Annotated in this window: 25 protein-coding genes and 2 pseudogenes; 13 read left to right on the top strand and 14 right to left on the bottom strand. The window is 56.7% G+C overall.

The window, feature by feature from the left end:
- Positions 1 to 34: 34 nt before the first annotated feature.
- The 4 genes from glnA to ntrC all read left to right on the top strand — a co-directional run bounded on the left by glnA (position 35) and on the right by ntrC (position 4,744).
- Positions 35 to 1,450, top strand: coding sequence for a type I glutamate--ammonia ligase (glnA, locus tag AMM41_RS06925; protein ID WP_089955094.1), 1,416 nt, complete (start codon positions 35 to 37; stop codon positions 1,448 to 1,450).
- Between the two features lie 119 nt (positions 1,451 to 1,569).
- Positions 1,570 to 2,136: a hypothetical protein gene (locus AMM41_RS06920; RefSeq protein ID WP_146186288.1), complete on the top strand. Its 567-nt coding sequence runs from the start codon at positions 1,570 to 1,572 to the stop codon at positions 2,134 to 2,136.
- Complete coding sequence (glnL, locus tag AMM41_RS06915; protein ID WP_089955086.1) at positions 2,133 to 3,197, top strand: nitrogen regulation protein NR(II); 1,065 nt, start codon at positions 2,133 to 2,135, stop codon at positions 3,195 to 3,197. Before AMM41_RS06920 ends, glnL begins: the two co-directional genes overlap by 4 nt.
- A 35-nt stretch (positions 3,198 to 3,232) precedes the next feature.
- Complete coding sequence (ntrC, locus tag AMM41_RS06910; RefSeq protein WP_089955316.1) at positions 3,233 to 4,744, top strand: nitrogen regulation protein NR(I); 1,512 nt, start codon at positions 3,233 to 3,235, stop codon at positions 4,742 to 4,744.
- A gap of 9 nt (positions 4,745 to 4,753) precedes the next feature.
- Here ntrC and AMM41_RS06905 read toward each other — a convergent pair whose 3' ends face one another.
- The 3 genes from AMM41_RS06905 to AMM41_RS06895 all read right to left on the bottom strand — a co-directional run bounded on the left by AMM41_RS06905 (position 4,754) and on the right by AMM41_RS06895 (position 7,633).
- A complete protein-coding gene (locus AMM41_RS06905) occupies positions 4,754 to 5,014 on the bottom strand; it encodes a 2Fe-2S iron-sulfur cluster-binding protein (RefSeq protein ID WP_228769132.1) in 261 nt (86 codons plus the stop codon).
- A 67-nt stretch (positions 5,015 to 5,081) separates the two neighbouring features.
- Positions 5,082 to 6,272, bottom strand: a complete 1,191-nt coding sequence (locus AMM41_RS06900; RefSeq protein WP_228769131.1) for a L,D-transpeptidase family protein — start codon at positions 6,270 to 6,272, stop codon at positions 5,082 to 5,084.
- 164 nt (positions 6,273 to 6,436) lie between these two features.
- Complete coding sequence (locus AMM41_RS06895) at positions 6,437 to 7,633, bottom strand: nuclear transport factor 2 family protein (RefSeq protein ID WP_228769130.1); 1,197 nt, start codon at positions 7,631 to 7,633, stop codon at positions 6,437 to 6,439.
- A 271-nt stretch (positions 7,634 to 7,904) separates the two neighbouring features.
- On the opposite strand from AMM41_RS06895, the gene AMM41_RS06890 reads away from it, so the two are divergent.
- Entirely contained in the window at positions 7,905 to 8,795 is an 891-nt protein-coding gene (locus AMM41_RS06890) for a DMT family transporter (protein ID WP_194944639.1), read from the top strand.
- A 4-nt stretch (positions 8,796 to 8,799) separates the two neighbouring features.
- On the opposite strand, the gene AMM41_RS06885 is transcribed toward AMM41_RS06890, so the two are convergent.
- From AMM41_RS06885 to AMM41_RS06875, 3 genes are all read right to left on the bottom strand, one after another.
- Positions 8,800 to 9,486, bottom strand: coding sequence for an RluA family pseudouridine synthase (locus tag AMM41_RS06885; protein WP_089955065.1), 687 nt, complete (start codon positions 9,484 to 9,486; stop codon positions 8,800 to 8,802).
- Positions 9,487 to 9,784: 298 nt separating this feature from the next.
- Positions 9,785 to 10,423, bottom strand: a complete 639-nt coding sequence (locus tag AMM41_RS06880) for a nitroreductase family protein (RefSeq protein WP_089955062.1) — start codon at positions 10,421 to 10,423, stop codon at positions 9,785 to 9,787.
- A gap of 89 nt (positions 10,424 to 10,512) precedes the next feature.
- A complete protein-coding gene (locus AMM41_RS06875; protein WP_089955058.1) occupies positions 10,513 to 11,043 on the bottom strand; it encodes a pseudouridine synthase in 531 nt (176 codons plus the stop codon).
- Between the two features lie 122 nt (positions 11,044 to 11,165).
- Here AMM41_RS06875 and AMM41_RS06870 point away from each other — a divergent pair, with 122 nt between their 5' ends.
- Genes AMM41_RS06870 through AMM41_RS06860 form a run of 3 tightly spaced genes read left to right on the top strand, consistent with a single transcriptional unit; the run spans position 11,166 to position 12,511 of the window.
- A complete protein-coding gene (locus AMM41_RS06870; RefSeq protein ID WP_089955054.1) occupies positions 11,166 to 11,888 on the top strand; it encodes an SOS response-associated peptidase family protein in 723 nt (240 codons plus the stop codon).
- A 60-nt stretch (positions 11,889 to 11,948) separates the two neighbouring features.
- Positions 11,949 to 12,212 carry a type II toxin-antitoxin system ParD family antitoxin gene (locus AMM41_RS06865; RefSeq protein ID WP_089955050.1) on the top strand — a complete coding sequence of 88 codons (264 nt, stop codon included), beginning with the start codon at positions 11,949 to 11,951 and terminating at the stop codon, positions 12,210 to 12,212.
- The gene (locus tag AMM41_RS06860) at positions 12,212 to 12,511 is read left to right on the top strand and encodes a type II toxin-antitoxin system RelE/ParE family toxin (protein ID WP_089955046.1); all 300 of its coding nucleotides are present in this window, start codon (positions 12,212 to 12,214) and stop codon (positions 12,509 to 12,511) included. The genes AMM41_RS06865 and AMM41_RS06860 overlap by 1 nt, the downstream gene beginning before the upstream one ends.
- Before the next feature lie 28 nt (positions 12,512 to 12,539).
- Here the strand turns inward: AMM41_RS06860 and argH are convergent, their stop codons facing one another.
- The 4 genes and pseudogenes from argH to AMM41_RS21795 all read right to left on the bottom strand — a co-directional run.
- Positions 12,540 to 13,988 (bottom strand): argininosuccinate lyase, encoded by a 1,449-nt coding sequence (gene argH / locus AMM41_RS06855; RefSeq protein ID WP_089955042.1) that lies wholly within the window; start codon positions 13,986 to 13,988, stop codon positions 12,540 to 12,542.
- Positions 13,989 to 14,042: 54 nt separating this feature from the next.
- Entirely contained in the window at positions 14,043 to 15,302 is a 1,260-nt protein-coding gene (locus tag AMM41_RS06850) for a serine hydrolase domain-containing protein (RefSeq protein WP_089955038.1), read from the bottom strand.
- A gap of 115 nt (positions 15,303 to 15,417) precedes the next feature.
- Positions 15,418 to 15,561 (bottom strand): annotated as a pseudogene (locus tag AMM41_RS22195) (type II toxin-antitoxin system Phd/YefM family antitoxin); the annotation flags it as partial.
- A gap of 54 nt (positions 15,562 to 15,615) precedes the next feature.
- A pseudogene (locus tag AMM41_RS21795) lies at positions 15,616 to 15,756 on the bottom strand (phosphoenolpyruvate carboxylase); the annotation flags it as partial.
- 655 nt (positions 15,757 to 16,411) lie between these two features.
- On the opposite strand from AMM41_RS21795, the gene AMM41_RS06840 reads away from it, so the two are divergent.
- The gene (locus AMM41_RS06840; RefSeq protein ID WP_089955035.1) at positions 16,412 to 17,419 is read left to right on the top strand and encodes a tetratricopeptide repeat protein; all 1,008 of its coding nucleotides are present in this window, start codon (positions 16,412 to 16,414) and stop codon (positions 17,417 to 17,419) included.
- Between the two features lie 560 nt (positions 17,420 to 17,979).
- Here the strand turns inward: AMM41_RS06840 and AMM41_RS06835 are convergent.
- The 4 genes from AMM41_RS06835 to ppc form a co-directional block, all read right to left on the bottom strand.
- Positions 17,980 to 18,501, bottom strand: coding sequence for a hypothetical protein (locus AMM41_RS06835; RefSeq protein ID WP_089955031.1), 522 nt, complete (start codon positions 18,499 to 18,501; stop codon positions 17,980 to 17,982).
- 137 nt (positions 18,502 to 18,638) lie between these two features.
- Positions 18,639 to 19,274, bottom strand: a complete 636-nt coding sequence (locus AMM41_RS21790) for a hypothetical protein (protein WP_194944637.1) — start codon at positions 19,272 to 19,274, stop codon at positions 18,639 to 18,641.
- A gap of 47 nt (positions 19,275 to 19,321) precedes the next feature.
- Positions 19,322 to 19,522 carry a hypothetical protein gene (locus AMM41_RS21785; RefSeq protein ID WP_194944636.1) on the bottom strand — a complete coding sequence of 67 codons (201 nt, stop codon included), beginning with the start codon at positions 19,520 to 19,522 and terminating at the stop codon, positions 19,322 to 19,324.
- Between the two features lie 116 nt (positions 19,523 to 19,638).
- Positions 19,639 to 22,494, bottom strand: coding sequence for a phosphoenolpyruvate carboxylase (gene ppc / locus AMM41_RS06830; protein ID WP_089955028.1), 2,856 nt, complete (start codon positions 22,492 to 22,494; stop codon positions 19,639 to 19,641).
- A 184-nt stretch (positions 22,495 to 22,678) separates the two neighbouring features.
- On the opposite strand from ppc, the gene hemC reads away from it, so the two are divergent.
- Genes hemC through AMM41_RS06810 form a run of 4 tightly spaced genes read left to right on the top strand, consistent with a single transcriptional unit; the run spans position 22,679 to position 26,783 of the window.
- A complete protein-coding gene (gene hemC / locus AMM41_RS06825; protein ID WP_089955025.1) occupies positions 22,679 to 23,596 on the top strand; it encodes a hydroxymethylbilane synthase in 918 nt (305 codons plus the stop codon).
- A 14-nt stretch (positions 23,597 to 23,610) separates the two neighbouring features.
- Complete coding sequence (locus AMM41_RS06820) at positions 23,611 to 24,450, top strand: uroporphyrinogen-III synthase (protein WP_089955020.1); 840 nt, start codon at positions 23,611 to 23,613, stop codon at positions 24,448 to 24,450.
- A gap of 14 nt (positions 24,451 to 24,464) precedes the next feature.
- A complete protein-coding gene (locus AMM41_RS06815) occupies positions 24,465 to 25,487 on the top strand; it encodes a uroporphyrinogen-III C-methyltransferase (protein WP_228769129.1) in 1,023 nt (340 codons plus the stop codon).
- Between the two features lie 6 nt (positions 25,488 to 25,493).
- Complete coding sequence (locus AMM41_RS06810) at positions 25,494 to 26,783, top strand: heme biosynthesis protein HemY (RefSeq protein WP_089955015.1); 1,290 nt, start codon at positions 25,494 to 25,496, stop codon at positions 26,781 to 26,783.
- The last annotated feature ends 72 nt before the right edge of the window (positions 26,784 to 26,855 follow it).

Here is a 26,855-nt window from a genome sequence, read left to right as displayed (position 1 = left end):
AGCTTTTTAACCCCTTTCCATTCAGGAGAATTTGATGGCCAAGACCGTCGCAGACGTGATGAAGATGGTGAAAGAGAACGAAGTCAAGTTCGTTGACTTCCGTTTCACCGATACCCGTGGCAAATGGCAGCACATCACTGCGCCCGTGTCGCAGTTTGACGAAAGCAAGTTCGAAGACGGTCAAGCTTTTGACGGCTCTTCCATCGCTGGCTGGAAAGGCATCGAAGCCTCCGACATGCTGTTGATCCCTGACGCCAACAGCGCCTTCATTGACCCCTTCTTCGAAGAAGTCACTCTGGTTTTGATCTGCGACGTGATCGAACCCACCGACGGCAAAGCCTACGAGCGTGACCCACGCTCCATTGCCAAGCGTGCTGAGACTTACCTCAAGCAAGCTGGCCTGGGCGACACCGCTTTCTTCGGTCCAGAACCCGAATTCTTCTTGTTCGACGACGTGCGTTGGAGCACCGAGCCGAACAACACCTTCTACGCCATCGACGAAGCCGAAGCCCCATGGAACAGCGGCACCAAGATGGAAAACGGTAACAGCGGTCACCGCAACCGCGTCAAGGGTGGCTACTTCCCAGTGCCTCCCGTGGACAGCACGCACGACATGCGCAGCGAGATGTCTTTGATTTTGGAATCCATTGGCATTCCGGTCGAAGTGCACCACCACGAAGTGGCTGGCGCGGGTCAGTGCGAAATCGGTACACGCTTCTCGACCTTGGTTGAGCGTGCCGACTGGACCCTGATGCAAAAGTACGTGATCCACAACGTGGCCAACGCGTATGGCAAAACCGCCACCTTCATGCCCAAGCCTTACGCTGGCGACAACGGCTCCGGCATGCACGTTCACCAGTCCGTCTGGAAAGACGGCAAGAACCTGTTTGCGGGCAACGGTTACGCTGGTTTGTCTGAATTCGCCCTGTTCTACATCGGCGGCATCATCAAGCACGCTCGCGCCCTGAACGCGATCACCAACCCTGGCACCAACAGCTACAAGCGCTTGGTGCCTCACTACGAAGCGCCAGTGAAATTGGCTTACTCGGCCAAGAACCGCTCCGCTTCGATCCGCATCCCCAACGTCGCCAGCGACAAGGGCCGCCGCGTGGAAGCCCGCTTCCCCGATCCATTGTGCAACCCATATCTCGGCTTTGCTGCCTTGTTGATGGCGGGCCTGGACGGCGTGGAAAACAAGATCCATCCCGGCGAAGCAGCGACCAAAGACCTGTACCACCTGCCTCCAGAAGAAGACAAGTTGGTGCCCACTGTGTGCTCTAGCTTGGACCAAGCTCTGGAAGCCCTCAACGCTGACCGCGCTTTCTTGACCAAAGGCGGCGTGTTCACCGATTCGTGGATCGACGCTTACATCGACTTGAAGATGCAAGAAGTCAACCGCGCTCGTGTGGAAGTGTCTCCCGTCGAGTACGACATGTACTACTCGCTGTAATCCGGCTCATGCACGGATTGCACAGCGCAGTGCAAAAAAAGGACGGCTGAGGCCGTCCTTTTTTTTGATTCAAAATGACAGTGGCCAAGATGGCCGGTTTTGCTTGCAGGAGTTTGTCCATGATGCATTGGCGTTTTCTTGAGGGACATCGGGTCAAGTGGGTAACGCTGTGCTTGGCTTGGGTGTTGAGCATGGTGGGCGCTTCAGCTCAAGCTCAAGCGGTGATTTACCGGTGTGGCCAGGAATACACCAATGCACCACGCAGCACCACCCAATGTGAACCCTTGTCCACACAGGCCATCATGGTGGTTCCCGGAACACAGCCGTCAGGCACCGCCTTGGCCGCACGCCGCCCTGTGGTGCCCGATGTCGCCCCAGTTCAGCCTGAGCGCACCAAATCAGAGCCTGCGCGGGCCGTGCCACCGGAGCAAGCTGAGCGCGATGCGCAAGCCCGCACCCTGGTGGTTCAGGAGTTGGAAAAAGCCCGGCAGCAGCTTCAGCAACTGACGCAGGAGTACAACGAGGGTGAGCCTGTCAAATGGGCTGCAGAGGCTCGCAACCATCAAAAATACCTGGACCGTGTGGCCTCACTCAAAGCGGCCATGGCGCGAACAGAACGCGATATCGACAGCTTGCAACGTGAACTGGCCCGTCGCCCCCTGTTGGCCAGGACCACCACGCCATGAACAGTCCTGTGTCCCGATTTCTGGCTTTGGACCTGCTGGCCACGCCCGTGGCCGTGCTGGACGGTCAAGGCATGGTTCGCTTTGTCAATGCCGCTTTGGAAGACGCGATGGGTTTGTCGCGGCGCTCTTTGTTTGGGGTTTATTTGCCCGATTACTTTGTGGATCCCCAGCCCATGGTGACGGCCTTGGTGGGGGCGCAGTCCAATGAGTTTGCAGCCTTGCGATACGAGGCGCAGTTGCGGCGAATTTTGCACAACGACGCTTTGCCCGTGCATGTGATTTTGGCGCCGTCAGATCAAACCGATGAAGTGATTGTGGAGTTGCTGCCCGTGGAGCAGCAAACCCGTCAAGAGCGTGAGGAGCGCTTGTTGGAGCAAGCGCAGGCCAACAAGGAGTTGATTCGCAATTTGGCCCATGAGATCAAAAATCCCTTGGGGGGGATTCGTGGCTCTGCCCAATTGCTGGAGATGGAGCTCGACAGCAAAGAGTTGTCGGAGTACACCCAGGTCATCATCCGAGAAGCCGATCGGCTGCAAACGCTGGTGGACCGTCTGTTGGCACCTCACCGCCGCCCTCATGTGGTCAGTGATGTCAACATTCACGAAGTGTGCGAACGGGTCCGAACCTTGATCTTGGCCGAGTTTCCAAGGGGTTTGAAAGTGCTGCGGGACTACGACATCTCGATTCCCGAGTTTCGCGGCGACCGTGAGCAGTTGATTCAGGCGGTCCTCAACATTTCTCACAACGCGGCGCAAGCTTTGCATGAGCGCATTTTGCAAGGCGATGCGCAAATCACGCTCAAGAGCCGGATCTTGAGGCAAGTCACGTTTGGCAAGCAGCGTTATCGCCTGGCATTGGAATTGCATGTGATTGACAACGGGCCTGGTGTACCAGACTCGATCAAGGACCGAATTTTCTTCCCGTTGATCTCGGGGCGTGAAGGGGGGTCTGGCTTGGGGCTCACATTGGCGCAAACCTTTGTTCAGCAACACCACGGCATGATCGAGTGTGACAGCGAGCCCGGTCGTACGGATTTCAAAATTTTGATTCCGTTGCCCTGAAGCTCATGCCTGTGAACAATGAAAGCGCCACGTTGATGAAGCCAATCTGGATCGTAGACGATGACCAATCCATTCGCTTTGTGCTTGAAAAAGCACTCTTGCGAGAGGGTTTGCCCACGCGCAGTTTTACCAATCCACGAGAGGTCATGAAGGCCCTGGAGTCTGAAGGCGACAGTGCCGGGCCTCAAGTCCTGGTCAGTGACATTCGCATGCCAGGCGGCTCTGGCCTGGATTTGCTGGCGGCCATCAAGCAGCGCATGCCCGGCTTGCCCGTCATCATCATGACCGCCTTTTCCGATCTGGACAGTGCTGTGTCGGCTTTTCAAAGCGGTGCGTTTGAATACCTGCCCAAGCCATTTGATCTGCCCAAGGCGGTTGAGTTGATTCGCCGTGCAGTGGGCGAGAGTCAACGCGAGGATGTGGCCGAAGAAAAAATGGTCGATGCCCCGGAGATGTTGGGCCAGGCCCCTGCCATGCAGGATGTGTTTCGCGGCATCGGTCGCTTGGCGCAAAGCCATGTCACGGTGCTCATCACGGGCGAGTCGGGTTCGGGCAAAGAGTTGGTGGCGCACGCCTTGCACAAACATTCGCCGCGTGCCCATCAACCCTTTGTGGCCATCAATACGGCAGCCATTCCCAAGGACTTGCTGGAGAGTGAACTTTTTGGTCATGAGCGGGGTGCTTTCACGGGGGCACAAGCTTCGCGGCGTGGACGGTTTGAGCAGGCCGATGGCGGCACACTGTTTCTGGATGAAATTGGAGACATGCCTTTTGACCTGCAGACCCGGCTGCTGCGTGTGTTGTCCGATGGCCATTTCTACCGCGTGGGTGGACACAGTGCCGTCAAGGCCAATGTGCGCGTGATTGCTGCGACGCATCAGGACTTGGAGCAACGTGTCAAAGAAGGCTTTTTTCGCGAGGACTTGTTTCACCGCTTGAACGTCATTCGATTGCGCCTGCCCGCATTGAGAGAGCGCCGCGAAGATGTGCCTGTGCTGGCCCGCTATTTTTTGCAGCGCAGTGCACAGCAGTTGGGGGTAGAAGCCAAGCGGATTTCTGAGGCAGCTTTGGAGCGCCTGTCTTCTTTTCAATTTCCGGGCAATGTGCGTCAGCTGGAAAACATCTGCCATTGGTTGACCGTCATGGCGCCAGCTCAGGTGGTGGAGGAAAAAGACCTGCCCCCGGAAGTTTTGGACACCCAGACACCGCCACAGGCCGCCCTTGGCCTTGTCACGGCCAACCCATTGCCCGGGGCCCATGCCGTGCAGGGTGTCGATGACACTGTGGGTGTTTCTTCAAGCCCGGTGGGTTGGGTGGCCCCTGCGGTTGTCAAAACCTGGGAGCCTGGCTTGGAGGAGGAGGCGCTGAGTTTGTTGGCATCAGGCCGCACCGATGTTTGGGATGTGTTGACCCGGCGTTTTGAAAGCAGTTTGATTCAGGCGGCTTTGGCGATCACCCGGGGTCGACGTATTGAGGCCGCTCAAAAATTAGGCATTGGGCGCAACACCATCACCCGAAAAATCCAAGAGTTGGGCTTGGACGACTGAAGCGGCGGATCAGTCCGCAAGCGGGTCTTTGAGCACGAGGTCCGAGGCAGGAAAGGCCACACAGGGCAAGATAAATCCATCGGCCTTTTCTTCAGCGCTCAGCCCAGGCCAGGCCATGTCATAACGAACTTGGCCCGACAGCAATTGACCTGTGCATGTGCGGCAAGTGCCAGAGCGGCAAGAACTGGGCCATGTCACACCGTGCTGCTCGAGGGATTGCAGCAGTGTGAGCTTGGGGCTCACAACCCAATGCTCACCCTCTGGTGTCATGTTGAAGATGGAACAAGAAAAGGCTTGTTGCATGGTCCTTGCTTGGCTTGACAAAAGACCCGATTGATCAGGTCGGCCCCTGAAACACCAGTTTCCATTGGCCTGCCTCTTTTTGCCAATAGGTTCGCAGGTACTGAGGGGGGACTGAGGCTTTGTGGTTGGGGTCTTTCAGGGTCACGACCATGGTTTGAGCGGAGTCTTTCCATTGCAGGGCAGAGATCAATTCCAGTGGTTTGCTGACATGGTGACCCAAGGTGGTTTGTGCCAGTCTGGGCCACCACTGGTTCAAACCCATGTCATCGCGCTCAAAGCGTTCGCTGTAGTGACGTTTCAAGGCGTCGGCATCGGTGCCATTGCGTGCAGCCAACCAGGCATCGAGACTGGGTTTGAATGCATTGAAGGCCTCGGCCGATTCAACCGGGGTGACCCAGTCGATTTTTTCAGAAATGATCACGGGCGTCATGCGCAGACCGGATAAATTGAGCAATTGACCCATTTCGGGATTGGCCAGCACGACACAGCCATCGGTCGATTCTGGCGCTCGCGCGTATTGGGCGCTGGGCGTGCCATGCAACCAAATTCCAGAACCTGTTTTTTTGTTCATCAAATCCAGCGCATTGGGGTAATTCAAGGTGAGAGCGCCGATACCAAAAAGATCTGGAAGGGTTTCGCCCGGGAGATTTTTCTGAACAAAATAAATCCCGGTGGGTGTTTTGCCATCACCTTCGAGCTGTTTTCCGACGCCGTTGAGGCCGACTGAAATGTACGACTCTCGAACCAGTTTGAGTTGAACTGGCCCATGCCCTGAGCTTTGGTTTTCGAACCAGTAAAGGCGTGACTGAGAGGCATCAACTGCGGCCACATAAGCTTGTTGAGGGCTCAAATTCAGCAGCGCCGAGGGAACACGCCCTTGCAAACTGTGGGCATTGGGACGATTGAGTCGTCGTTTGGATTCCAAAATCAACTCATTCAAACGACGGGTCAAAGATGGCTTGTCTTGTTCCTCGACTTCGGGCAAGGCCACCGGGGCGTTGGTGCTGATGTTGAGCAAGTCGGCATACAGCAACTGCCCCAGCTGAAATGTTGGAAACTGTCGTGCCAGTACGCCAGCCAGTGCCAAAGCTTTGGCGCGGTCACCATCGCCCAATGCAGCATAGATTTGCCTGACCAGATGTTCCGGATCATGCGAGGCCGCAACGACTTGTTCATCATTGAGTTCAAATTCCAGGCGGAAAGGCATCGCTTGCTTCGAGTTCAAGTCTTGTGCTTGTTCTCGAACGCTGCTCACCAAGGGGGCCGAAAAAAACCAAGCACACATGGCCAGTAAGGTCATGCCCAGTGCGACCCATGCCCAACGTCGGCTTGGGGGTGTTTTTTGTTGGGCGTGGTTCAGTGCATCAAAGGGGGGAGCTTCTTTGAGGTTCAATTCACGGTCTCGCGCACAATGAGCCAGCGTGGCCCTTGCTTGGACATTTCCAGCGTTTTACGGCTGTTGCCCTTGAAGTTGTCCGATTCGTAAATTTGCTGAAAGCGGACAGTGGCCTTTTGGCCCTGGAGAGTGATCTGAACTTGGCTGACCCCGACCGAAATGGACTTTTTGGAAACGATCCGAAGACGGCGGTCGCTTTCCCACTTGGCACGCGACATTTTTTCGGACGGCACAAAATTGTCAGCATAGGCTGACAAATAACGCGGCATGTCTTTTTGACTCCAGGCTTTTGCCCAAATCGCAATCGCACTTTGGATGGCCGCTTCTTCTGCTTTGTTGGCAGCTGGGACGACTTTGTTCGCCGTTGGGGCTTGGGCCTTGGGCTGGGCGGCTTCTGGGACCAGTGGTTTTTTCTCGGCAGGCGCGGACGCACTGGCTTGGGTCATGCTGCCCGATGCCGATGCCGATGCCGATGCCGAGGTCTGAGAAGCTGGCTTGGCGGTGGGGCTTGCACTGCTGCTGACCACCGGTGGTGTGCCGGGCGTCTGTGTTTTAGAGGGGGCAGGTGCTGAGGACGCAGGTGCCGGTGTGGGGGCGCTTGTTTTGGCAGCAGGAACCGCAGAAGCGGTGGTGGGCGTGGAGGCAACGGCCACAGTGGTTGTGGGCGGTGTTTTGGCGGCCACGGGTGATGACGCAGCTTGGCTGCGTTTTTCAGGACCGATGCTGCCCAGCAAAGTCAATTGGGGGGGGCTGCTTTTGACTTTGGGGTCCACTTGCAAGGCCTTGGCATAGCTTTGCTTGGCCAGTTGGCTGTGGACGTCAGACAAGTTGCGGTGAGCTGCTGCGTAACTGGGGTGGGTCTGAAGGGCTTTTTCGAGGTAGCTGCGGGATTCTTCGAGTTGGCCTTTGGCAGCGTAGAGAACACCGAGGTTGTTGTAAGCCTCTGACAACTCAGGGTGTGATTGGGTGATGTTTTTGAAGGTGTCGATGGCCTTGTCGGTTTGACCTTGCTGGGCTTGGATCACCCCTTCCATGAAGCGCATTTGGACATCTTTGGGGCTGCGTTCGCGCTCTTGTTGGACCAGTTTGGCCGCCAAATCAAGTTGTCCTGATTGCAGGGCTTTTTTGATGGATTCTTGGGCGTTCGGACTCGATTGGGCCATCACCGTGCTGCACAGCGCTGCGACCATGGCAATGGTCCACCCAGAAACCATTTGATGGAATAAAGACTTGGGTGCAGCTCGCCACCGCAGAGATTCAAAAAACGACATGGCCTGCTAAAAAGTTCGAACTTATCTATTTTATCGGTTGATCGATTGAGGATGGATGTCTTGGTCAGAATTCGCACCGGAATGTGACTGGATTGGGTGTGGCGATGGATGGGGTCACCGTGAATGCGTGACATCTCCTTTGAAAGCCGCATGCAAAAATAGTTCTTCAACACGAAGTCGTTTGAAATCCATGTCCACTTCCCCTTTTGAGTTTCATGATCCCGCGCGAAGGGGTGTGGGCATTGCTTTGGCTGTGGCAGCCATGGCCAGCCTGAGCTTCAGCGACGCCACCAGCAAATGGGTCATGCTCAGCGTCACGCCCGTGATGGTGCTGTGGTTCCGTTACGCGGTGCAGGCCGTGGGCACCGCGCTGGTGCTGGCCCCATTGCGTGGGCGTGCCATGTGGCGCACACACAGCCTGCGCTGGCAGTTGCTGCGCGGCTTGCTCATGGTGTCTTGCAGCTTGTTGGCTTTTTATTGCCTGCAGCGCATGCCGGTGGCCGAGTTCACCGCCACCGTCATGCTCACACCCTTGGTGCTCACGGCATTGGCCCGCTTTGTCATGAAAGAACAAGTCTCTGCGCTGCGCTGGCTCATGGTGGTGGGCGGGCTGATCGGGGCTTTGCTGGTCATCCGCCCGGGTGGCCAGGTCGACAGCACGGTGGGCTGGATGGCGCTCACGGTGGTGGTGACTTATGCCGTGTTCCAGGCCGTGACCAGCCACATGACGCGCACCGAAGACCCGGCCGTGATGCAGCTGTACACAGGGTGGGTGGGCTGGGCGGTGAGCACGCTGCTGGTGTTCAATGCCTGGGTCACCCCGCAAAGCCTGCACGAATGGGGGCTGTTGCTCATGGTGGGCCTGGCCGCCACGCTGGGCCAATACTTGCTGATCGTGGCCTTTTCCAAAGCCCCGGCCTCGGTGGTCTCGCCTTTTCTCTACACCGGGGTCGGCTTTTCCACGCTGATGGGCTGGTGGCTGTTTGACCACATTCCCGATGCACTGGCCTTCACGGGGATGGGCCTGGTTGTTCTGTGTGGTGTGGTCGCGGGCCGCATCAAGGGCGCGGCCAAGACCTGATCGCTCAGGGCTGGGGGTGATGAACGGCCAAGTATGGCGATAGGGCAGACCACTCGACCGAGGCCTTGAATGCCAAAGCTTGTTCGGTGAAGGGGTGCACAAAGGCCAGCTCTTGCGCATGCAACAGCAAGCGGGGGCTGAGCGCCTTGATGTCGGGTGGCGCGTACAGCGAGTCACCCAGCATCGGGTGGCCAATGCTTTGCATGTGCACGCGCAGCTGGTGCGTGCGGCCCGTGACGGGTTCGAGCTCGATCAGGCTGGCGCTGTCACTGGTTTGCAGGGCACGCCAGCGGCTGCGGCTGGCTTTGCCGTCGGGGTGAATGATGTGCAGCGGGCGGCGTTCCCAGTCGAGCAGGATGGGGCCGTCGATGGTGCGCCAACCGTCTTCGTCAGTCTCCATGGCCGCCTGGGATTGCGAAGGCTGGCCCGCCACCACCGCCACGTAGCGTTTTTTGACCTGGCGTGTTTCAAACAGCTTGCTCAGGCGGCGCTGCGCTTCGATGCCCCGGGCCATGAGCAGCAGGCCCGAGGTGTCTTGGTCCAAGCGGTGAACGATCAGGGCTTCGGGGTAGCGGTCCTGCACCCGTTTGGACAGGCAATCTTGCTTTTCCGGGCCGCGACCGGGCACCGACAACAAGCCGCTGGGTTTTTCCAGCACCAGCAGGTGCTCGTCTTCGTGGATCGGGATCATGCAGGGCGGGCCAGGCGAGCAGGGCGCTTGGCCAAAAAAATCACTTGTCTTTGACTTTGCCGCGAGGCGCCACAAAGGTGGACGGGGCCATGGGACGGTCGGAAGTAAACGTCTTTGGGGGTGACGTGTCTTTCTTTGGCTTCTTGGCCATTTTGTTGCTGCGTTGTTCGCCTTTGGCCATGTTGGTTCCTTGGATAGACATCCCGGTTTGGGAAGCCCTTGATGTTAAAGCACAAAGCCGCAGAATCTGCGGCTTTGTGGCGGTATCAAGCGGCCCCGCTTGCAGCGGGCGCGGCCCTTATTTGACTTCGGTCACAAACTGGGCAGTGGGGCGGCGCACTTTTTTCAGGTTCGCCAGCCAATCGCCTTCTGCTGCACGGTAGCCTAGGGGCACAATCACCACGCTGCGCAGACCGCGTGCGCTCAGGCCCAAGATTTCGTCGACGGCTTTGGGGTCAAAACCTTCCATGGGCGTGGCGTCCACTTCTTCGAAAGCGGCGGCGATCAAGGCAGCGCCCAAGCCGATGTAGGCCTGGCGAGCGGCGTGCTCGAAGTTCACCTCGGGTGTGCGGGCGGGATAGTTCTTGAGCAACATCTGGCGGTAGTTTTCCCAGCCTTCGTTGGTGCCGCCGCGCTCGGCGTTGGTCAGGTCAAACATCATGTTGATGCGCTCGGCCGTGTAGTTGTCCCAAGCGGCAAACACCAGCAGGTGCGAGCCGTCGGTGATCTGCGCCTGGCCCCAGGCCTTGGGTTTGATTTGCTCGCGCACGCCGGGGTTGGTCACCACGAAGATTTCGAAAGGCTGCAGACCGCTGGAGGTCGGTGCCAAGCGAGCGGCTTCGACGATGCGGTCGACTTTGTCTTGCGGCACGACCTTGGTCGGGTCCATTTTTTTGCAGGCATAGCGCCATTCGAGTTTGTTCAGCAAGTCAGACATGCGGGTTACCTCAGGGGTTGAAAGATGCGCGATTGTGCAGGAAGACGCCGGGCTCTCGCGTCGCCTTGGCGCAAGACACCGTGAAAGGCTCAGACTTGCTGCCAAGTGCCCGTGGGCAGCGTGTCGAGGGTGTAAGGGCCAATCGCGGTGCGGATCAGGCGCAGCGTGGGCAAGCCCACCGCCGCGGTCATGCGCCGCACTTGTCGGTTGCGGCCCTCGCGTATGCACAACTCCAGCCACGAGGTGGGAATGCTTTGCCGCTCGCGGATGGGCGGGTTGCGTGGCCACAGGTCGGCAGGCGGCTCCACAGCGCGGGCGCGTGCGGGCAGGGTGGGGCCGTCGTTCAGCGTCACGCCCCGGGCCAAGGCGGTCAGGGCTTGGTCGCTCACCACGCCCTCCACCTGCACCAGATAGGTTTTTTCCATCTTGAAACGCGGGTCGGCAATGCGGGCCTGCTCCTTCCCATCGTCGGTGAGCAGCAGCAATCCCTCGCTGTCGGCGTCCAGGCGCCCGGCCACATACACGCCGGGCAGGTCGATGTGGTCCTTGAGCCCCTGCCAGCGCCCCTCGGGGGTGAACTGGCTGAGCACGCCATAAGGTTTGTTGAAGCGGATCAGCATGGGCCAGCACGTCTTGTAATCGAGCGCTGAGCGTATCAGGTCGGTGGTCCGGATTTGTAGGTCGGCACCTTCAGGTCCGACAAGAGCTGACTGGCCCACACCTGTCGGTTAGCATCGACCGCATGAGCACCCAATACGAATGTCTGAAAAGCCCTGACCTGTACGCCGAGGCCTTTGGCATCGCCCCGCCCCAAGCCCTGATGGGCAAAGAAGTCTGGCCGCGCCAACCGGGTTTTTTCATCCGCAAAGCGTTTGTGGCGGCAGAGCAAACCTTGGCGTCTGTCTCTGAAACCACCCCTGAAACCGAAGTCACCTCCCCGTCAGCCCCCGCCAGCCCCTTGGTGATGGAACTGGTCCAAGGCCAATTCGGTCTGGTGCCCACCTGGGTCAAGTCGGCGTCAGACGCCAAACTGCGGTCCACCAAATTGGCCGTGACCCGTTATGAAACCATGAGCACCGCCACGGCCACGCGTGAAACCTGGCTCAAAGGCCAGCGCTGCATCATCCCCATGCAGGCATTTTTGGAAGACGACTGGCGCAGCCGCAAAGCCGTGCCCACCCGCATCGCCCGCGTAGATGGCCAGCCCATGGGGGTGGCCGGTTTGTGGGAGCGCTGGTCGCAAGGCGAAGAAGAGATCGTCAGCTTCACCCTGCTCACGGTGAACGCCAACAGCCACGCCCTGATGAACCGCTACGGTCAAAACGGCAACGAAAAACGCATGCCCGCCATCTTGAACGAAGGCGCGTATGGCGCGTGGCTCAACGCCCCCATCGACAAAGCCCGCGAGTTCATGCGGGCCTACCCGGCCCACTTGCTGTTGGCCAATCCGGTGCAGAAACGCTGACCCGTTGCGCTGTTGGCAAATGCCGTAATATGGCAATCTTTGGCATCAAAGGGGAAGCAAATGGCGCTCAATGTATCTTTGCCCATGGAGCTCGAGGCCCGGGTTCGCCAGCATGTTGCTTCGGGCATGTATGGTTCCGCCAGCGAAGTCATACGAGAGGCGCTCAGGCTCTTTGAGGCGTATCAGTCTGTTCAGCAGTCCAGTCTGGTGGCCCTCAAGTCTGACATTGAGCGTGGCATGGAGGACGTCAAAGCAGGACGCGTCAAGCCGATGGACATGGCCACCATCAAGGCGCGAGGCCGTGCCGCTCAAAAGATGCCCTGATGTCCACGGTATCGTTTGCGCAAAGCGCAGAAACGGATTTGCTGGAAGCATGGACCTTCATCGCTGAACAAAGCTTTGAAGCGGCAGACCATGTATTAGATGTCATTGAACAGGAAGCTCAAACGCTTGCCCTTCAGCCTTTGATGGGGCGTGCAAGGCCGGAACTTGCTGAAGGCATTCGGTGTTGGCCCACCTCAAGCTCTTACAACTTGTACTACTGCCCAAGTGACTGCGGCATCACGGTCGTTCGTGTTCTTCATCACTCGCGTGATGTCCAAAGCCGCAATTTCTTGATCTGAATGGACGGCTTGGATGGGCTACACCGCCTCAGCCCAAGCGGCTGCGGTGGCGTGCAATTTGAAAGCGCACCTGCTCAGGTGCCGTGCCGCCCAAGGTGTTGCGTGCGTTCATTGAGCCTTGCAGGCTGAGTGGCCCGAACACATCGGCTTCGATTCGGCTGTCGAATTTTTGCAGGGTTTCCAGCGGCAGCTCTGACAAGTCCACACCCAGGCCCTGAGCGGTCTTGACCGCGTGGGCCACCACCTCGTGGGCGTCGCGGAAGGGCAGGCCCTTTTTGACCAAATAGTCGGCCAAGTCGGTGGCGGTGGCGTAGCCCTTTTTCACGGCCGCTTCCATGGCTGCGGCGTTGACGGTGATGCCGCCTTCTTTGACGCCCGTCGCGGGGTTGACCTGACCGCCGACCATTTCGCTGAAGATGCGCAGGGTGTCTTTGAGGGTGTCCACCGTGTCAAACAGTGGTTCTTTGTCTTCTTGGTTGTCTTTGTTGTAGGCCAGGGGCTGGCCCTTCATCAGGGTGATCAGGCCCATCAGGTGGCCGACCACACGGCCTGTTTTGCCGCGTGCCAGCTCGGGCACATCGGGGTTTTTCTTCTGCGGCATGATGCTCGAGCCGGTGGTGAAGCGGTCGGCAATGCGCACAAAGCCGAAGTTCTGGCTCATCCACAAAATCAACTCTTCAGAGAAGCGACTGATGTGCACCATGCACAGGCTGGCGGCAGCGGTGAACTCGATGGCGAAGTCGCGGTCGCTCACGCCGTCCAGGCTGTTTTGGCAGACCTGGGCATTGCCTTGTTCATCGACCATGCCCAGCGTCCGCGCCACGCGTTCGCGGTCCAGCGGGTAGGTGGTGCCGGCCAAGGCGGCGCTGCCCAGCGGCAGGCGGTTGGTGCGGCGGCGCACGTCGCTCATGCGCTCGGCATCGCGGCTGAACATTTCCACATAGGCCAGCAGGTGGTGCGCAAAGCTCACGGGTTGGGCCACTTGCAAGTGGGTAAAGCCCGGCAGGATCACCTCGACGTTTTGCTCGGCCACATCGACCAGTGACTTTTGCAGGTCGACCAGCAAGTCGATGATCAGGTCCATCTCGCCGCGCAACCACAGGCGCACATCGGTGGCCACCTGGTCGTTGCGGCTGCGGCCGGTGTGCAGGCGCTTGCCCGCGTCGCCCACCAAAGTGGTCAGGCGTGCCTCGATGTTCAGGTGCACGTCTTCCAGGTCGAGCTTCCATTCAAAAGCGCCGGATTCGATCTCTTGGGTGATCTGCGCCATGCCACGCTGGATGTCGGCCAGGTCGTTGGCACCGATGATCTTTTGCGCGGCCAGCATGTCGGCGTGGGCCAGCGAGCCCTGGATGTCGGCTTGCCACAGGCGCTTGTCAAAGAACACGCTGGCGGTGTAGCGCTTGACCAACTCGCTCATGGGTTCAGAAAAGAGGGCGGACCAGGCTTGGGATTTTTTGTCGAGTTGGTTTGTCATAAGCCCGCAATTTTATCGGGCTTCGATCCGCCTGGGCTTTCCAGCCCTCAGCCCTTATCGTTCAGCCAGCAAGGCGAGCGCCAAGGCGTGGTAGGCGGGCAGGGTGTGCGGGTCGTTGGCGATGTTGGCCGCCACCGGGTGCGAAGCGTAGCGGGCGATCACCATCTCGGCCTGGGGGTCGATGTAGATGTTTTGCCCGTGCACGCCCCGCGCCATGATGGCGCCGTGCGCGTTGTGCGACACCCACCACATGTTGCGGTAGCTCCAGCCCGCCAGCGTGGGTGGGCCATTGGCCGCAAAACGGGCCGGGTCGGCTCCCGCAAAGGTGTCGGCCACGGCGGCTGCGGGCAGGACTTGTTGGTGGCCGACGCATCCATGGTTGCGCACCAATTCGCCAAACCGCGCCAAGTCGCGCAGGCCGGTGTTCAGGCCCCCGCCCGCAAAGGCGGTGCCGATCGGGTCCACCGTGTAATACGCGTCCAGCTCGGCCCCCATGGGCTGCCAGATGCGCTCGGACAGCATTTGCTCTGTGTTTTGACCGCTCACGCGGCGCACGATCCAGCCCAGCACATCGGTGTTGGCCGTGCGGTAGGTGAAGCATTCACCATGCTCTCCGAGTTTGCGCACGGTTTTGAGGTAGTCATAAAAGCTGCCCGGGCCGCTGTAGCCCGGTGGGCTGGGCATCACGCCGCCTGCACGCATGTGGTTCCAGATTTCGGCCTGTGGGTCGGCGTAGTTTTCGGTGTAGTCGATGCCGGTGGTCATGTCCATGACCTGCCGCACGGTGGCATCGCCAAAGCCGCTGCCCGCGAGTTCGGGGATGTAATGGTCAACCTGCTGCGCATCGTCCAGCAGCCCATCTGCGACCAGGCACGCAGCCAACAAACCCATGAACGACTTGGACACCGACATGGCAATGTGCTCACGCCCGGGGTTCATCACACCGCCAAAGTGCTCAAAAATCACCTGCCCTTGGTGCATGACCACGAGCGCATCGGTGTAGGTGGCCTCCATCATGTCGGCCCAGTTGCAAAGGCCTGTGCCGCCCATGGGGGTGTAACTGACGCTTGGCAAGGCACGTTGGGCCAATGGCAAAGGCGTGCAGGGTGTCAGCCCTTTGGACACTGTGACAGTGGGCACCAGCTGCCGGTAATGCGCAAAGCTCCAGCGCAGTTGCGGAAAACGGTAGCCGCTGCCATCTTGAAAGCGGATGATTTTGTCGGCGGGCGGTGGCGAGCCTTGCATCCAGCCGAGTTGGACAGGGTCACAGTCTTTGGCGGCAGGAAACGTGGGCAGGGGGTTGAGCGTGGACATGCGAGGCTTTCAAAACAACAGCGGGCATGCCCTGGCGGCAAACCTCAAAAACATTATGGGCGGCGAGGGCCTGTGCTGAAATGGGAAAAAACCCGCAAAGTCGCATGCACATGGGCTTGGCGGGCACGCAATAAAAGCCCGGCTCATTGCGGTTGAGGATGGCCACTGGAAAGCCATCCCCAGCCGCAACCGTACCCATGGGGTTGCGCTTGAGCTCCGAAATGCTGGCGGCCGTTTCGGACAGAATTTGATGGGTCATGAGCTGTTAAGAGTGCTTTTAAAGGTGCTCATGTGGGCACCTTTTGGGTGCTGCTCAACCCGTATTGCGCAGCCCCGCTGCGATCCCGTTGATCGAGATGTGAATCCCGCGCTGCACACGCTCGTCGGCCAAGCCTGCGCGCTTGTTGTGTGATCGGCGCAGGGCTTTGATCAGATCACGCTTGAGCTCGACTACGGGCTGGGCGTAGAAGCAGTTTTAGATGGTTTCGTGCTGTAAGCTGTGCTCATATCCCTTGGGTTAAGAGGTAGGCAGTGTCATCGATATTTGGTCGTGTGACTACCGAATGCTCAGCAGGTGGTGCTCGATGCCTTTCGGAAGCATTCTTTATGAAACTTTGGGACTCGACGGGTCTGTATCAGGTGATTGTCCGAACAAACCACCGCGATCTTGCCTACGTAACGCCATCGCAGCCATTGCGGGTGAGATCCAGCGCGATGCTGCTGGGCGAACCCCCAAGGGGGCGAGCAATCTTTCGCATTGTGACGTTCTGAAAATGCAGGCTGGCCAGTGTCACTCGCTCTTCGAGTTAGGTCTGTTTGTGGCGCTTGAGTTGGGATGCATCTGCGGACCTTAGAGGGTTGGCAGGAGTTGCACATGACTCTTGAGTCCGCCGCCTTGTACAGGTGGTCGTAATGAAATCTCTTTCATAGAAGTAACTTTTGTATCAAATTTTTACAATTTGTGTTTTAAATTTTGTTATAGTTGTGCGTTATCAATGATTTTTTAAATATGGCAATGTTAAATCCGAAGTGTATTACGCCTTGTTAAACTGTGTTGCACCTCTTTTTTAATATGGTAAATAATTTTTTGTGAGTTAGAGGATGTGAAAATGATGAATCCATCATTTGTTGTAATCATTGAATTTAATGAAATAACTTTATTGTTTAACCAACTCAAGTTTATGTTTAACGTTAAAAAATCAAATATGAAAAGCAATTCAATTTTTTTGTTTGCTTTAATTTTAACTTTGTCTTTTCCAGTTTGTGCGCAAACATTAGAACAAGCAAATGCACAACTTAAGCGTAAAGAGTATCGTTCGGCATATTCTAGTTTTAGAAAACTTGCAGAACAGGGTAATTCACAGGCGTGGGGAACCCTTGGTTGGATGTACATAAACGGTATAGGTGTTTCCAGTGATAATACAAAAGGAATTTCTTGGCTAAAAAGAGCTGCAGAACAAGGAAATATTGGCGCTCAGTTATATCTTGGGGGAATATTTTTAAGTTCAACTGTGCAACCGAAAGACGTGAATCAATCGGCCTTCTGGTATCGAAAGGCTGCAGAACAGGGTGACCCAATTGCCCAATTAAAAATAGGTGAGTTGTATGCTAAGGGTGAGGGTGTTGAACGCGACTTACAGGAGGCAATGTTATGGATTCATAGATCCGCTACACAAGGAAATATTGATGCTCAAGTTGTTCTTGGTGGAGCTTATATGGCTGGTGAAGGAGTACTTAAAGATGAACAACAGGCATTAAATTGGTACATTAAGGCAGCCGAACAAGGTCATGTAAAAGCTCAATCACAATTAGGATGGTTATATGCCAATGGACGAGGTGTTGTTCAAAATTTACAAAATTCCGTAGCATGGTTTAAAAAAGCTGCTGATCAGGGTGATTCATATTCACAATTTATGTTAGCCATGGCATATATTGACGGAAAAGGTGTTCCTAGAGATCGACAATCTGCTTATTTTTGGATGTTACATGCTAGTATAAACGGTGATCAATTATTTATTAGCCTTCGTGATGCATTGGAGCGTAGTCTTACAGTTGATGAGCGATCAAATGCACAAGCCGCCGCACGCAATTGGAAACCTAAAAGTAGTATGCATTAATTTATAATCAAAATAAATGATTTATGGATTTTTATTTTATTAACTTTTAAGCGTTAGGTTAGAGTGCCTATGTTCGTTGCTTAGAAGAATCGTGCGCTTGAACAAATCGCAGTCATCCATCTATCACCAACGGTCCCTATTGCTGGCTTGCTCCATTCTGTATCATCTTTGCCATAAATATCGCGTTCAAGAAGTTTCATCATACGGGTACTACACGAAAATGCGTATTTGGCTTTATGCCGATGCGAGCTTAGCCATGCCGAATCATCATTCCACGTCCATGCAGTAATGATGTTGTTATTATGTTTTTTAATCGTGCAAGAGTAATAGCCGCTAGCGCGTTCAAACAAACCACTTTTAATTACTATTGTAGGGGTGCATGGTTCCTGTGCCGGTGAATTTGTGGAAAAAAATACAGCCAACGCAAATATTTTAAAATTGAAATTTTTTTATATTTATTTGATGCTGGAAAGCTATGCATTGAATTTTCGATTTGTTAAAATTGATCTAAGTACTGGATCTCGAGTGAAAATATTTTATAATTTTATGAATCGGTACATTTAAGACTGTGAGTCATTAGACTTTGGCAGAAGTTCAAGGGTGAATCCATAGTACGAACCATTTGACAACTCTTCTGACCATAGGTCTCGAATGTGGCGTACGTCAGCAAAATAATTCATGCCTTTCAACCAAGATTGCCAGACTTCAATGTCAATATATCCCGTCTTGTAGTAAAGATATTCTTCAGCACACAGGTTGAAATAATCAAAGAGAAACTGTTTATCTGGTTGTGAAAGAACTGTGACCTGCTTTTGATTTGCTATTTTGTTCAATGCCTCGTTTAATGAGTCGTACTTTTTATTGAATTGTTTAAATAATTCAATAAAAAGCTTAGTTTCCTGGATGTGTTGAGAGTAAAGGAAATATGCAAAGCCAGCTGCTATAGCGGTAGCTGGTAAATATGCATCACCTCGCTTTGTTTCCGGTATAATGAAAAAAATTAAAAAAACGAGAAAGCCGAATACTGATAAAAATACGATCGGATAGCGGCTCCGCTTTGCAAGTGAGAATGGCTTATGCATGAATATATTGAATTGTGAGATTGAATTTCTGATTTGGTCTGTTGCTTAATGTAAAGCTAACATTGGATTAGGATGATGGCAGATATCAGAGGCTCAAAACACAAAAATAAGTAATATTTTTATAAAAATTACAAATATTAAAATAACAATGTTCTTTTTATGCGTTCTAGAATAGGCTTCATTGCAGAGGCGTCTGACGTTCGATACGAGATTGATATTGAAAGAGTTTTATCCTCAAATGGAATCTTTACTTGCTCAACGACCCAAAGTACGGGATCGAACTCTGTGTACCGTGTATAAGGAATGACAAGTGCAAATTTGCCAGCTACTTTTTCAATCCTTGGTTCACTCATTTTATGGAGCTTAACTGTCCCAGATGCCGACATACTACGAAACATTGTTTCGAATTGAGTTTTGAGTGTACGAAGGTCATTTGCTGTCGCTGCGCGTAGATCTTCCTGCGTGTATTCCTGTGGTGTGATGATGCTTGCTCGAATTTGTGCTGCACTTGGTGATGGCTGAGACTCGATGATGATTCTGTTTCGCTTTTGAAAACTATTCAAGTCAATGCCTGCGGCCTCAGCAGTAGCTTGGCTAGCATGCACACGGTTTTGAACCGTTGCATCATCCGCTATCTTCCAATGTGAAGGATATTCGAGTACTGGGCCATCTGCTAAGCGCACACGGGCGTATGAGGCGTGTTGGGCATGAGTGGACGTAACAGCCAGATAAAGCGCAACAGTGGCGACTGCAAAACGGGTAAGGTGGTTCATCTATGTGGACTGAAGCAATTTAAGCTGCAAAACCTGCGTGGATAAATTCACGCAACTAAAAAAACATCATTAATTTCGAACTCTCGACACTCAGATGGAGGTAACTGAGGGTTTGGGTCTGAAGCTAATAAGTCAATAGCATCCAGCATGCAGGAAAGGATCACACCTTGTTTAGACTCGTATTGACTGACTACAAGCCAGTTCTTTTTTTCAAATTTATCGCAGACTGTCCGATGCAAGTAATTCATGCAGTTCCCCAGGTTGGATAGATCAGCAGTTGAAATCAGTTAATTATGATCAATATATACTATTTTTTATATTTTTAGAATGATTTTTTATTGTCTAGAAGGGCAACCCTGTTGTCTCAACCCGTATTGCGCAGCCCCGCTGCGATCCCGTTGATCGAGATGTGAATCCCGCGCTGCACACGCTCGTCGGCCAAGCCTGCGCGGTAGCGGCGGATCAACTCGACTTGCAGGTGGTGCAGCGGGTCGATGTAGGGGAAACGGTGGCGGATCGAACGGTCCAGCGCGGGGTTGCTGGCCAGGCGGCTTTTCTCGCCCGTGATTTGCGTGAGCGCATCGGCGGTACGGTGCCATTCGGCCTCAATGGCGGTAAAGATTTTTTTGCGCAGTCGGGCGTCGCCCACCAGTTCGGCATACCTTGAGGCCAGGGCCAAATCGCTCTTGGCCAGCACCATGTCCATGTTGGACAGCAGGGTGCGGAAAAACGGCCATTGGCGGTACATCTTTTGCAGCAAGGCCAGCGCGGCTTGGCGCTCGGCCGCCTCGGGTTTGTCCAAAAAGGCCGCCACTGCGGAGCCAAAGCCCAGCCAGCCGGGCAGGGTCAGGCGGCATTGGCCCCAGCTGAAGCCCCAGGGAATGGCCCGCAGGTCTTCGATCTTCTCCAGCGCTTTGCGCGACGCTGGGCGCGAGCCGATGTTGAGCTGCGCCAATTCCTTGAGCGGGGTGGCGCCAAAGAAGTAGTCGGTGAAGCCGGGGGTCTCGTAGACCAGGGCGCGGTAGGCTTCCATGCTGGCTTCAGACAATTCGGCGGCAGCGTCCAAAAACGCCCTTGTGGCGGGTTTGGTGGGCTGCAGCAAGGTGGCCTCCAAGGTGGCGGCGACCAGGGTTTCGAGGTTGCGTCGGCCGATTTCGGGGTTGGCGAATTTGGCACCAATGACTTCGCCTTGCTCGGTCAGGCGGATTTGGCCGCGCACGGTGCCGGGTGGCTGGGCCAGGATGGCCTGGTAGCTGGGGCCGCCGCCCCGGCCCACGGTGCCGCCTCGGCCGTGGAACATGCGCAAGGTGATGCCGTGGCTGCGTTCGAGTTTGTCAAACAGCTCGACCAGCGCGATTTCGGCGCGGTACAGCTCCCAGTTGCTGGTGAAGATGCCGCCGTCTTTGTTGCTGTCGGAGTATCCCAGCATGATGTCTTGCTCGCCGCCCGAACGCTGGATCAGCGCGGCCACGCTAGGCAGGGCGTAAAAGTCGCGCATGATGGGCGCGGCATTGCGCAGGTCTTCGATGGTCTCGAACAGCGGCACCACGATCAGGTCGTTGATCGCTTCGCTGTCGAGCGTGCCACGCAGCAGACCTGTTTCTTTTTGCAGCAGCAGCACTTCGAGCAAGTCGCTCACGGTTTCGGTGTGGCTGATGATGTAGTGGCGAATGGCCTGCCTGCCAAAGGTGCTCAGCATGCGTTTGGCGGTTTCAAAGATGGCCAATTCGGACACGGCGTGTGCGCTGTAGTTGGCACCAGGCACGCGCAGTGGGCGGGCGTCGTTCAGCAGGCCGAGCAGCAGGGCTTGTTTGGCGTGCTCGTCCAGCTGGCTGTAATGCTTTTCCACGCGGGCGGTGGTCAGCAGCTCGGCCACCACGTCTTCGTGCTTGTCCGAGCTTTGGCGCAGGTCCACCGTGGCCAGGTGAAAGCCAAACACCTCCACCGCACGGATCAACGGGTGCAGGCGTTGCGCGGCCAGGGCTTCGGCGTGGTGGCTGCACAAAGACGCTTCGATCACCCGCAGGTCGGCCAAAAAGGCTTCAGCGCTGGCATAGGGGTTTTGCGGGGCCACTGCATGACGAGCGGCTTCACCACCGGTCAGGTTTTTCAGGGTGGCGGCCAGGCGTGCATAAATGCCCGTGAGCGCCCGGCGGTAAGGCTCGTCCTGGCGGTGTTCGTTGGTGTCGGGTGAGCGCTCGGCCAGGGCCAGCATCTCGGGGCCAAAGGGCACCAGCATGGCCGACAGCGACAGCTCACCGCCCAGAAAATGCACCTCGGTCAGGTAGTGGCGCAGGGCCACGTCGCCTTGGCGGGTCAGGGCATGTTCGAGTGTGGGGGCGGTCACGTTGGGGTTGCCGTCGCGGTCGCCGCCAATCCACTGGCCCATGCGCAAAAAGCTGGCAATGGGCTGGCCGGGCAAGGCGTGTTCGAGTTCGGCGTAGAGCTTGGGGATTTCGCGCAAAAAGGTGGCTTCGTAGTAACTCAGCGCGTTTTCGATCTCGTCGGCCACGGTGAGTTTGGTAAAGCGCAGCAGTCGCGTTTGCCACAGCTGCATCACGCGAGCACGCATTTGCAATTCGTTGGCGGCCAGCTCTTTGGGCGTCAGGGCGTCTTTGGCGGCGTTGACCACGGCGGCCCGGGCCTTGATGGCATCGCGTTCGGTCAGCAGGTGGGCGATGTCGCGCTCGGCATCCAGAATGCTTTTGCGCTGCACTTCGGTGGGGTGGGCCGTGAGCACGGGCGAGACATAGCTGGTGGCCAGCATGTCCGAGATGCTTTTGGGTGTGATGCCGGCCCAGCGCAGGCGCTGCAGCGCCACGTCAATGCTGCCTTCTTGGGTGTGACCCGCCCGTTCGTGGATGGCGCGGCGGCGGATGTGGTGGCGGTCTTCGGCCAGGTTGGCCAGGTGGCTGAAATAGGTGAAGGCGCGGATCACGCTCACCGCGCGGTCGCCGGTCAGACTTTTGAGCAGTTTTTTCAGGGCTTTGTCCGCTTCATGGTCCGCGTCGCGCCGGAAAGCGACAGAGAGTTTGCGGATTTGCTCGACCAGCTCATAGGCCTCGGGGCCTTCTTGCACGCGGATCACATCGCCCAAAATGCGGCCCAGCAAGCGAATGTCTTCGACCAGGGGGCGTTCGCTGTCGCGTTTTTCGCTTTTGTTGGGGACGCTGGCGCTGGCCTTGGCAGATAGGGTGGCTTTGGGGAGGGCCTGTTTCATGGTGTGCTGCGCGGATGGGGGGTGGATCGGGTGAGCAAAGGTTGGAGGCCTTGTGGCAGAAGTGCCAACCGAGAGACAATCGGGTGTCAATCAGCCTTGACGTCATGCTAGCATCGCCAAGAGAGACAAAATTACCAATTGATTTCATTTTGATGGGATCAAAATTATTTTCAGGAATCCCGCCGTGACCGAGACCACCCAACCCTCCATCGTCATCGCCACCCGTGAGAGCCGTTTGGCTTTGTGGCAAGCCGAGCATGTCAAATCTTTGCTGGAGGGGCTTGGCTGCACGGTCAAGTTGCTGGGCATGACCACCCAGGGTGACCAAATTCTGGACCGCAGTCTGTCCAAGGTGGGCGGCAAGGGCTTGTTTGTCAAAGAACTGGAGGTGGCGCTGCAAGAGGGCCACGCTGACATCGCGGTGCATTCGCTCAAAGATGTGCCCATGGACATGCCCGAGGGCTTTGAGCTGGCCTGTGTGATGGAGCGTGAAGATCCGCGCGATGCTTGGGTCTCGCCGCAATACGCCCGTCTGGAGGATTTGCCACACGGCGCGGTGGTGGGCACATCGAGCCTGCGCCGCACGGTGTTGCTGCGGGCACTGCGCCCCGATTTGAAGATCGAGCCCCTGCGTGGCAATCTGGACACGCGATTGCGCAAGCTGGACGAAGGGATGTACGCAGGCATTGTGCTGGCGGCAGCGGGGCTCAAGCGCTTGGGTTTGTCCGAGCGGATTCGCGACATCTTTGAAACCAGCGAGATGCTGCCCGCCGCAGGGCAGGGCGCACTGGGCATCGAAATTTGCAGTAACCGGCCCGATTTGCGCGCCTTGCTGGCACCGCTGGCCGACAGCGTGAGCTGGCAGCGTGTGGCGGCCGAGCGTGCCGTGAGCCGCGCCATGGGCGGCAGCTGCTCCATGCCTTTGGCCGCACACGCCACGATTGAGGGCGGTGTGCTCAAGCTGCAAGCGGCCTGGGGTGATCCGGAAGGGGCGGCCACGCTGGTGACCGCTGCCGAAGACGTGCTCGCCCAAGACCTGGCCGGGGCTGAGGCTTTGGGCCTGCGTGTCGCGCAAGCCCTGCAACGCGACGGGGCGCATTGACTTTTCACGCTGCCATGCCCCCGTCAGGCCTTGTACAAGTGCCAAGCTTGGAGCGCCAAGGGCATTCGATTCGGGTGATGGTGACGCGCCCGGAGCGTGAAGCCAAGGTCTGGGCGGCCGCTTTGCAGTCAAAAGGCATTGACTGCGAAACCCTGCCTTTGATTCAAATTACGCCTTTGCCCGAAACTTCGGTGTTGGCCAGCGTTTGGGCCGGTGTGCCAAGCCACTTGGCGCTCATGTTTGTCAGCGCCAATGCGGTGCGTTTTTTCATGGCTGCCCGGCCTGCAGCTCAGCCCATGCCCAATTGTCGTGCCTGGTCCACTGGCCCAGGCACCGACTCGGCCTTGTTGGCTGCAGGCTGGCCTGCTGAGTTGATCGATTCCCCGGATGCAACTTCGTCGCAGTTCGACTCAGAAGCTTTGTGGCAAAAGGTGCAAGAACGGGTGGATTTGGCCGTCCATCAGTGCCCAAGCAAGCCTTCGGTTTTGATTGTTCGTGGTGCCGATGCACAGGGACAATTGGCCGGGCGCGATTGGCTGGCACGGCAATTGATGTCTGCAGGGCTTGAAGTGAGCCAGACCGTGGCTTACGCGCGACAAGCGCCAGTCCTGAATGTGGCCCAGCGGCATCGCATTGAAAAGGCCCTTGCTGAGGGGGCTTGGTGGTTGTTCAGCAGTTCAGAAGCGGCGCAGCACCTGCTTGAATCTTGCCCCGATTTGCCTTGGGGTCAAGCCCGGGCCTTTGCCACGCACCCCCGCATTGCCCAACGCTTGCAAGCGGCCGGTTGGGGCTGTGTGCAGACCGTACCCGCCAGCCTCGAGGCGCAAGCCGTGTCGATAAAATCGTGGGCATGACACCCACACCTGACATGACTGCATCCGACCGGTCTGCCCCCAAATCTGCTGTGCATTCGCGGCTGGCGATTTCTTTGGTGGCCGCTGTGGCGGTCATCGCCTTGGGGGTGTCGGTGTTGCTTTGGCAAAAGCTTTCACGCATTCAAGAGCAGTTGGCCCGTCAAAGCGCCGACACAGGCTTGCAAGCGCTGGAGGCCAAGACGTGGGCCAAACAATCTCAGGAATTGGTGCAAGACAGCGCTGCCCGTGTGGCACTCATGGAGGTTCGTTTGGCCGAAGTGGCCTTGCAGCGCACCCAGCTGGAAGAGTTGATGCAAAGCTTGTCGCGCTCGCGCGATGAAAATCTGGTGGTGGACATTGAGGCGGCATTGCGCATGGCGCAGCAGCAGGGGCAATTGACGGGCAGCTTGGAGCCCATGTTGGCTGCTTTGAAGTCGGCTCAAAAACGCGTTCAACGCTCGGCTCAGCCTCGTTTGGCACCGGTATTGCGTGCTTTGGAAAAAGACCTCGACCGCCTGACCACGACGCAGGTGTTTGATTTGCCGGGCTTGTTGATCCAGCTGGACGAGGGGGTGGCTTTGGTGGATGGGCTGGCCTTGGCCAATGAGGCTTTGGGCCGTGTCAGGCAGCGCCAAGAACTTGCGCCCACGCCCCAAGCCGATTCGCAAGCGCCATCGAGGTGGGTTGCTGGCTTGAATGCTTTTGGGGATCAGCTCAAAGGTCTGATCAGGGTCAGCCGCATCGATTCCCCTGATGCTGCCTTGCTGTCACCCGAGCAAGGGTTTTTCTTGCGAGAAAACCTCAAACTCAAATTGCTCAACGCCCGCATGGGTTTGTTGGCCCGCCAAAAAGATTCGGCCCGTGCGGACTTGGGGTCAGCGGCCATCTTGGTGCGTCGATATGCCGATGTCAATTCGCGTAAAACCACGCAGTTGCTGCAACTCTTGGAGCAAGCGAGTGTGCAAATGCGTGCGGGTGACATGCCGGGTCTGGAGGGGTCATTGACCGCCTTGGCCACGGCTGCAGCGGGAAGGTAATTCGCGATGCGTGCTGCTTTATGGCTCATCAGTTTGTTTGCCCTTGCGGCGGCGGGTGCTTGGTTGGCCGGTCACAACCAGGGCACGGTCACCCTTTTCCTTTCGCCTTTGCGGGTCGATGTTTCACTCAATTTAGCCGTTTTGGCCTTTTTGTTGGTGGTCCTCTTGGTGGTCTTGGCCCAAAAGGCACTGGCTGCTTTGTTGTCACTGCCCAAGCAGGCGCAGCGTTGGCGTGTGCAACAAAAAGAAAGAGCGGCGCACGCCGATCTGTTGGATGCCATGGGGCACTTCATGGCTGGGCGTTTTTTGCGTGCTCGCAAAGCGGCAGAGTCAGTGCTTGACAAAGAGGAACACCTGCGCGAGGTCGGTGTCGAGTTGGACCATGCGGTTTCTTTGCGCTCTGTAGCCCACATCATGGCCGCTGAGGCCAGTCATGCGTTGCAAGACAGGGACCGCCGTCAACATCATTTGGCTCAAGCGGTCTTGCACACCCAGCAAGGGCAAAGTGCCCAACGGCAAACCTTGACGGAAGGTGTTCAATTGCGGGCAGCACGTTGGTTGCTCGACGACCGGGATGCCCAAGGCAGCTTGGACCGTTTGAAGGAGTTGCCACCCGCTTCGGGTCGCCGCATGGTGGCCATGCGTTTGCAACTCAAGGCGGCCCGCTTGGCGGGTCAACCTGCGCAGGCGCTGGAGACGGCGGTTTTGCTGGCCAAGCACCGGGCGTTTTCTCCCTCGGTGGCTCAGAGTCTGGTGTCTCGGCTGATCCTGGAATGGGTGGCCAGCACGCACGATGCAGAGGGAATGCAGCGTGTTTGGAAAAAACTCACACCGGCTCAGAAGTTGATGCCCGAAGTGGCTGCTGAAGCCGCTTTGCGTTGGTTGCAATTGGGCGGTGAACCCTTTCAGGCCCGGCAATGGCTGCAAGCAGTGATCATGCCCTTGTTGGACACCCCAACGGCATGGCGAGATGCCGTGGACATGCGTTTCGTTCAAGCCTTAGAGGCCAGTCTGGCCGATACTCAGTCGCAAGATGCCCTCGATTGGTTGTCGCGCATTGAACGTGCACAACAGGCCTTGCCCCGCGATCCCTATTTGCAGTTTTTAGCCGGGATGCTTTGCTGGCGGCACAAGCTCTGGGGCAAAGCCCAAGGCCTGTTGTCACAATCGATCAAGTCCTTGGTTGAGCCAACCCTCAGACGCCAAGCTTGGTGTGCCCTGGCCGAATTGGCCGAGCAAAGACAAGATGCAGAGGCGGCCAAAAACGCTTGGAAGCAAGCTGCTCAAACGATTTGAAAATCCCAGTTGAAGCCTCATGAAAAAACCGGACCTTGGGTCCGGTTTTTTGTAGAGCCCCAAAGGTCAGGG

Origin of the sequence: Limnohabitans sp. 2KL-3 (assembly GCF_001269405.1) — a bacterium.
Taxonomy (GTDB): Bacteria; Pseudomonadota; Gammaproteobacteria; order Burkholderiales; family Burkholderiaceae_C; genus Limnohabitans_A.
Note: the sequence above shows the minus strand (reverse complement) of the source record. Positions and strands in the feature narration are given on the sequence as shown.

Bases quoted from the DNA above. Each gene is read 5' to 3' on its own strand.
- glnA (WP_089955094.1), top strand. From the start codon at position 35: ATGGCCAAGACCGTCGCAGACGTGATGAAGATGGTGAAAGAGAACGAA.
- AMM41_RS06920 (WP_146186288.1), top strand. From the start codon at position 1,570: ATGATGCATTGGCGTTTTCTTGAGGGACATCGGGTCAAGTGGGTAACG.
- glnL (WP_089955086.1), top strand. From the start codon at position 2,133: ATGAACAGTCCTGTGTCCCGATTTCTGGCTTTGGACCTGCTGGCCACG.
- ntrC (WP_089955316.1), top strand. From the start codon at position 3,233: ATGAAGCCAATCTGGATCGTAGACGATGACCAATCCATTCGCTTTGTG.
- AMM41_RS06905 (WP_228769132.1), bottom strand. From the start codon at position 5,014: ATGACACCAGAGGGTGAGCATTGGGTTGTGAGCCCCAAGCTCACACTG.
- AMM41_RS06895 (WP_228769130.1), bottom strand. From the start codon at position 7,633: ATGGTCGCAGCGCTGTGCAGCACGGTGATGGCCCAATCGAGTCCGAAC.
- AMM41_RS06890 (WP_194944639.1), top strand. From the start codon at position 7,905: ATGTCCACTTCCCCTTTTGAGTTTCATGATCCCGCGCGAAGGGGTGTG.
- AMM41_RS06885 (WP_089955065.1), bottom strand. From the start codon at position 9,486: ATGATCCCGATCCACGAAGACGAGCACCTGCTGGTGCTGGAAAAACCC.
- AMM41_RS06880 (WP_089955062.1), bottom strand. From the start codon at position 10,423: ATGTCTGACTTGCTGAACAAACTCGAATGGCGCTATGCCTGCAAAAAA.
- AMM41_RS06875 (WP_089955058.1), bottom strand. From the start codon at position 11,043: ATGCTGATCCGCTTCAACAAACCTTATGGCGTGCTCAGCCAGTTCACC.
- AMM41_RS06870 (WP_089955054.1), top strand. From the start codon at position 11,166: ATGAGCACCCAATACGAATGTCTGAAAAGCCCTGACCTGTACGCCGAG.
- AMM41_RS06865 (WP_089955050.1), top strand. From the start codon at position 11,949: ATGGCGCTCAATGTATCTTTGCCCATGGAGCTCGAGGCCCGGGTTCGC.
- AMM41_RS06860 (WP_089955046.1), top strand. From the start codon at position 12,212: ATGTCCACGGTATCGTTTGCGCAAAGCGCAGAAACGGATTTGCTGGAA.
- argH (WP_089955042.1), bottom strand. From the start codon at position 13,988: ATGACAAACCAACTCGACAAAAAATCCCAAGCCTGGTCCGCCCTCTTT.
- AMM41_RS06850 (WP_089955038.1), bottom strand. From the start codon at position 15,302: ATGTCCACGCTCAACCCCCTGCCCACGTTTCCTGCCGCCAAAGACTGT.
- AMM41_RS06840 (WP_089955035.1), top strand. From the start codon at position 16,412: ATGATGAATCCATCATTTGTTGTAATCATTGAATTTAATGAAATAACT.
- AMM41_RS06835 (WP_089955031.1), bottom strand. From the start codon at position 18,501: ATGCATAAGCCATTCTCACTTGCAAAGCGGAGCCGCTATCCGATCGTA.
- AMM41_RS21790 (WP_194944637.1), bottom strand. From the start codon at position 19,274: ATGAACCACCTTACCCGTTTTGCAGTCGCCACTGTTGCGCTTTATCTG.
- AMM41_RS21785 (WP_194944636.1), bottom strand. From the start codon at position 19,522: ATGAATTACTTGCATCGGACAGTCTGCGATAAATTTGAAAAAAAGAAC.
- ppc (WP_089955028.1), bottom strand. From the start codon at position 22,494: ATGAAACAGGCCCTCCCCAAAGCCACCCTATCTGCCAAGGCCAGCGCC.
- AMM41_RS06820 (WP_089955020.1), top strand. From the start codon at position 23,611: ATGCCCCCGTCAGGCCTTGTACAAGTGCCAAGCTTGGAGCGCCAAGGG.
- AMM41_RS06815 (WP_228769129.1), top strand. From the start codon at position 24,465: ATGACTGCATCCGACCGGTCTGCCCCCAAATCTGCTGTGCATTCGCGG.
- AMM41_RS06810 (WP_089955015.1), top strand. From the start codon at position 25,494: ATGCGTGCTGCTTTATGGCTCATCAGTTTGTTTGCCCTTGCGGCGGCG.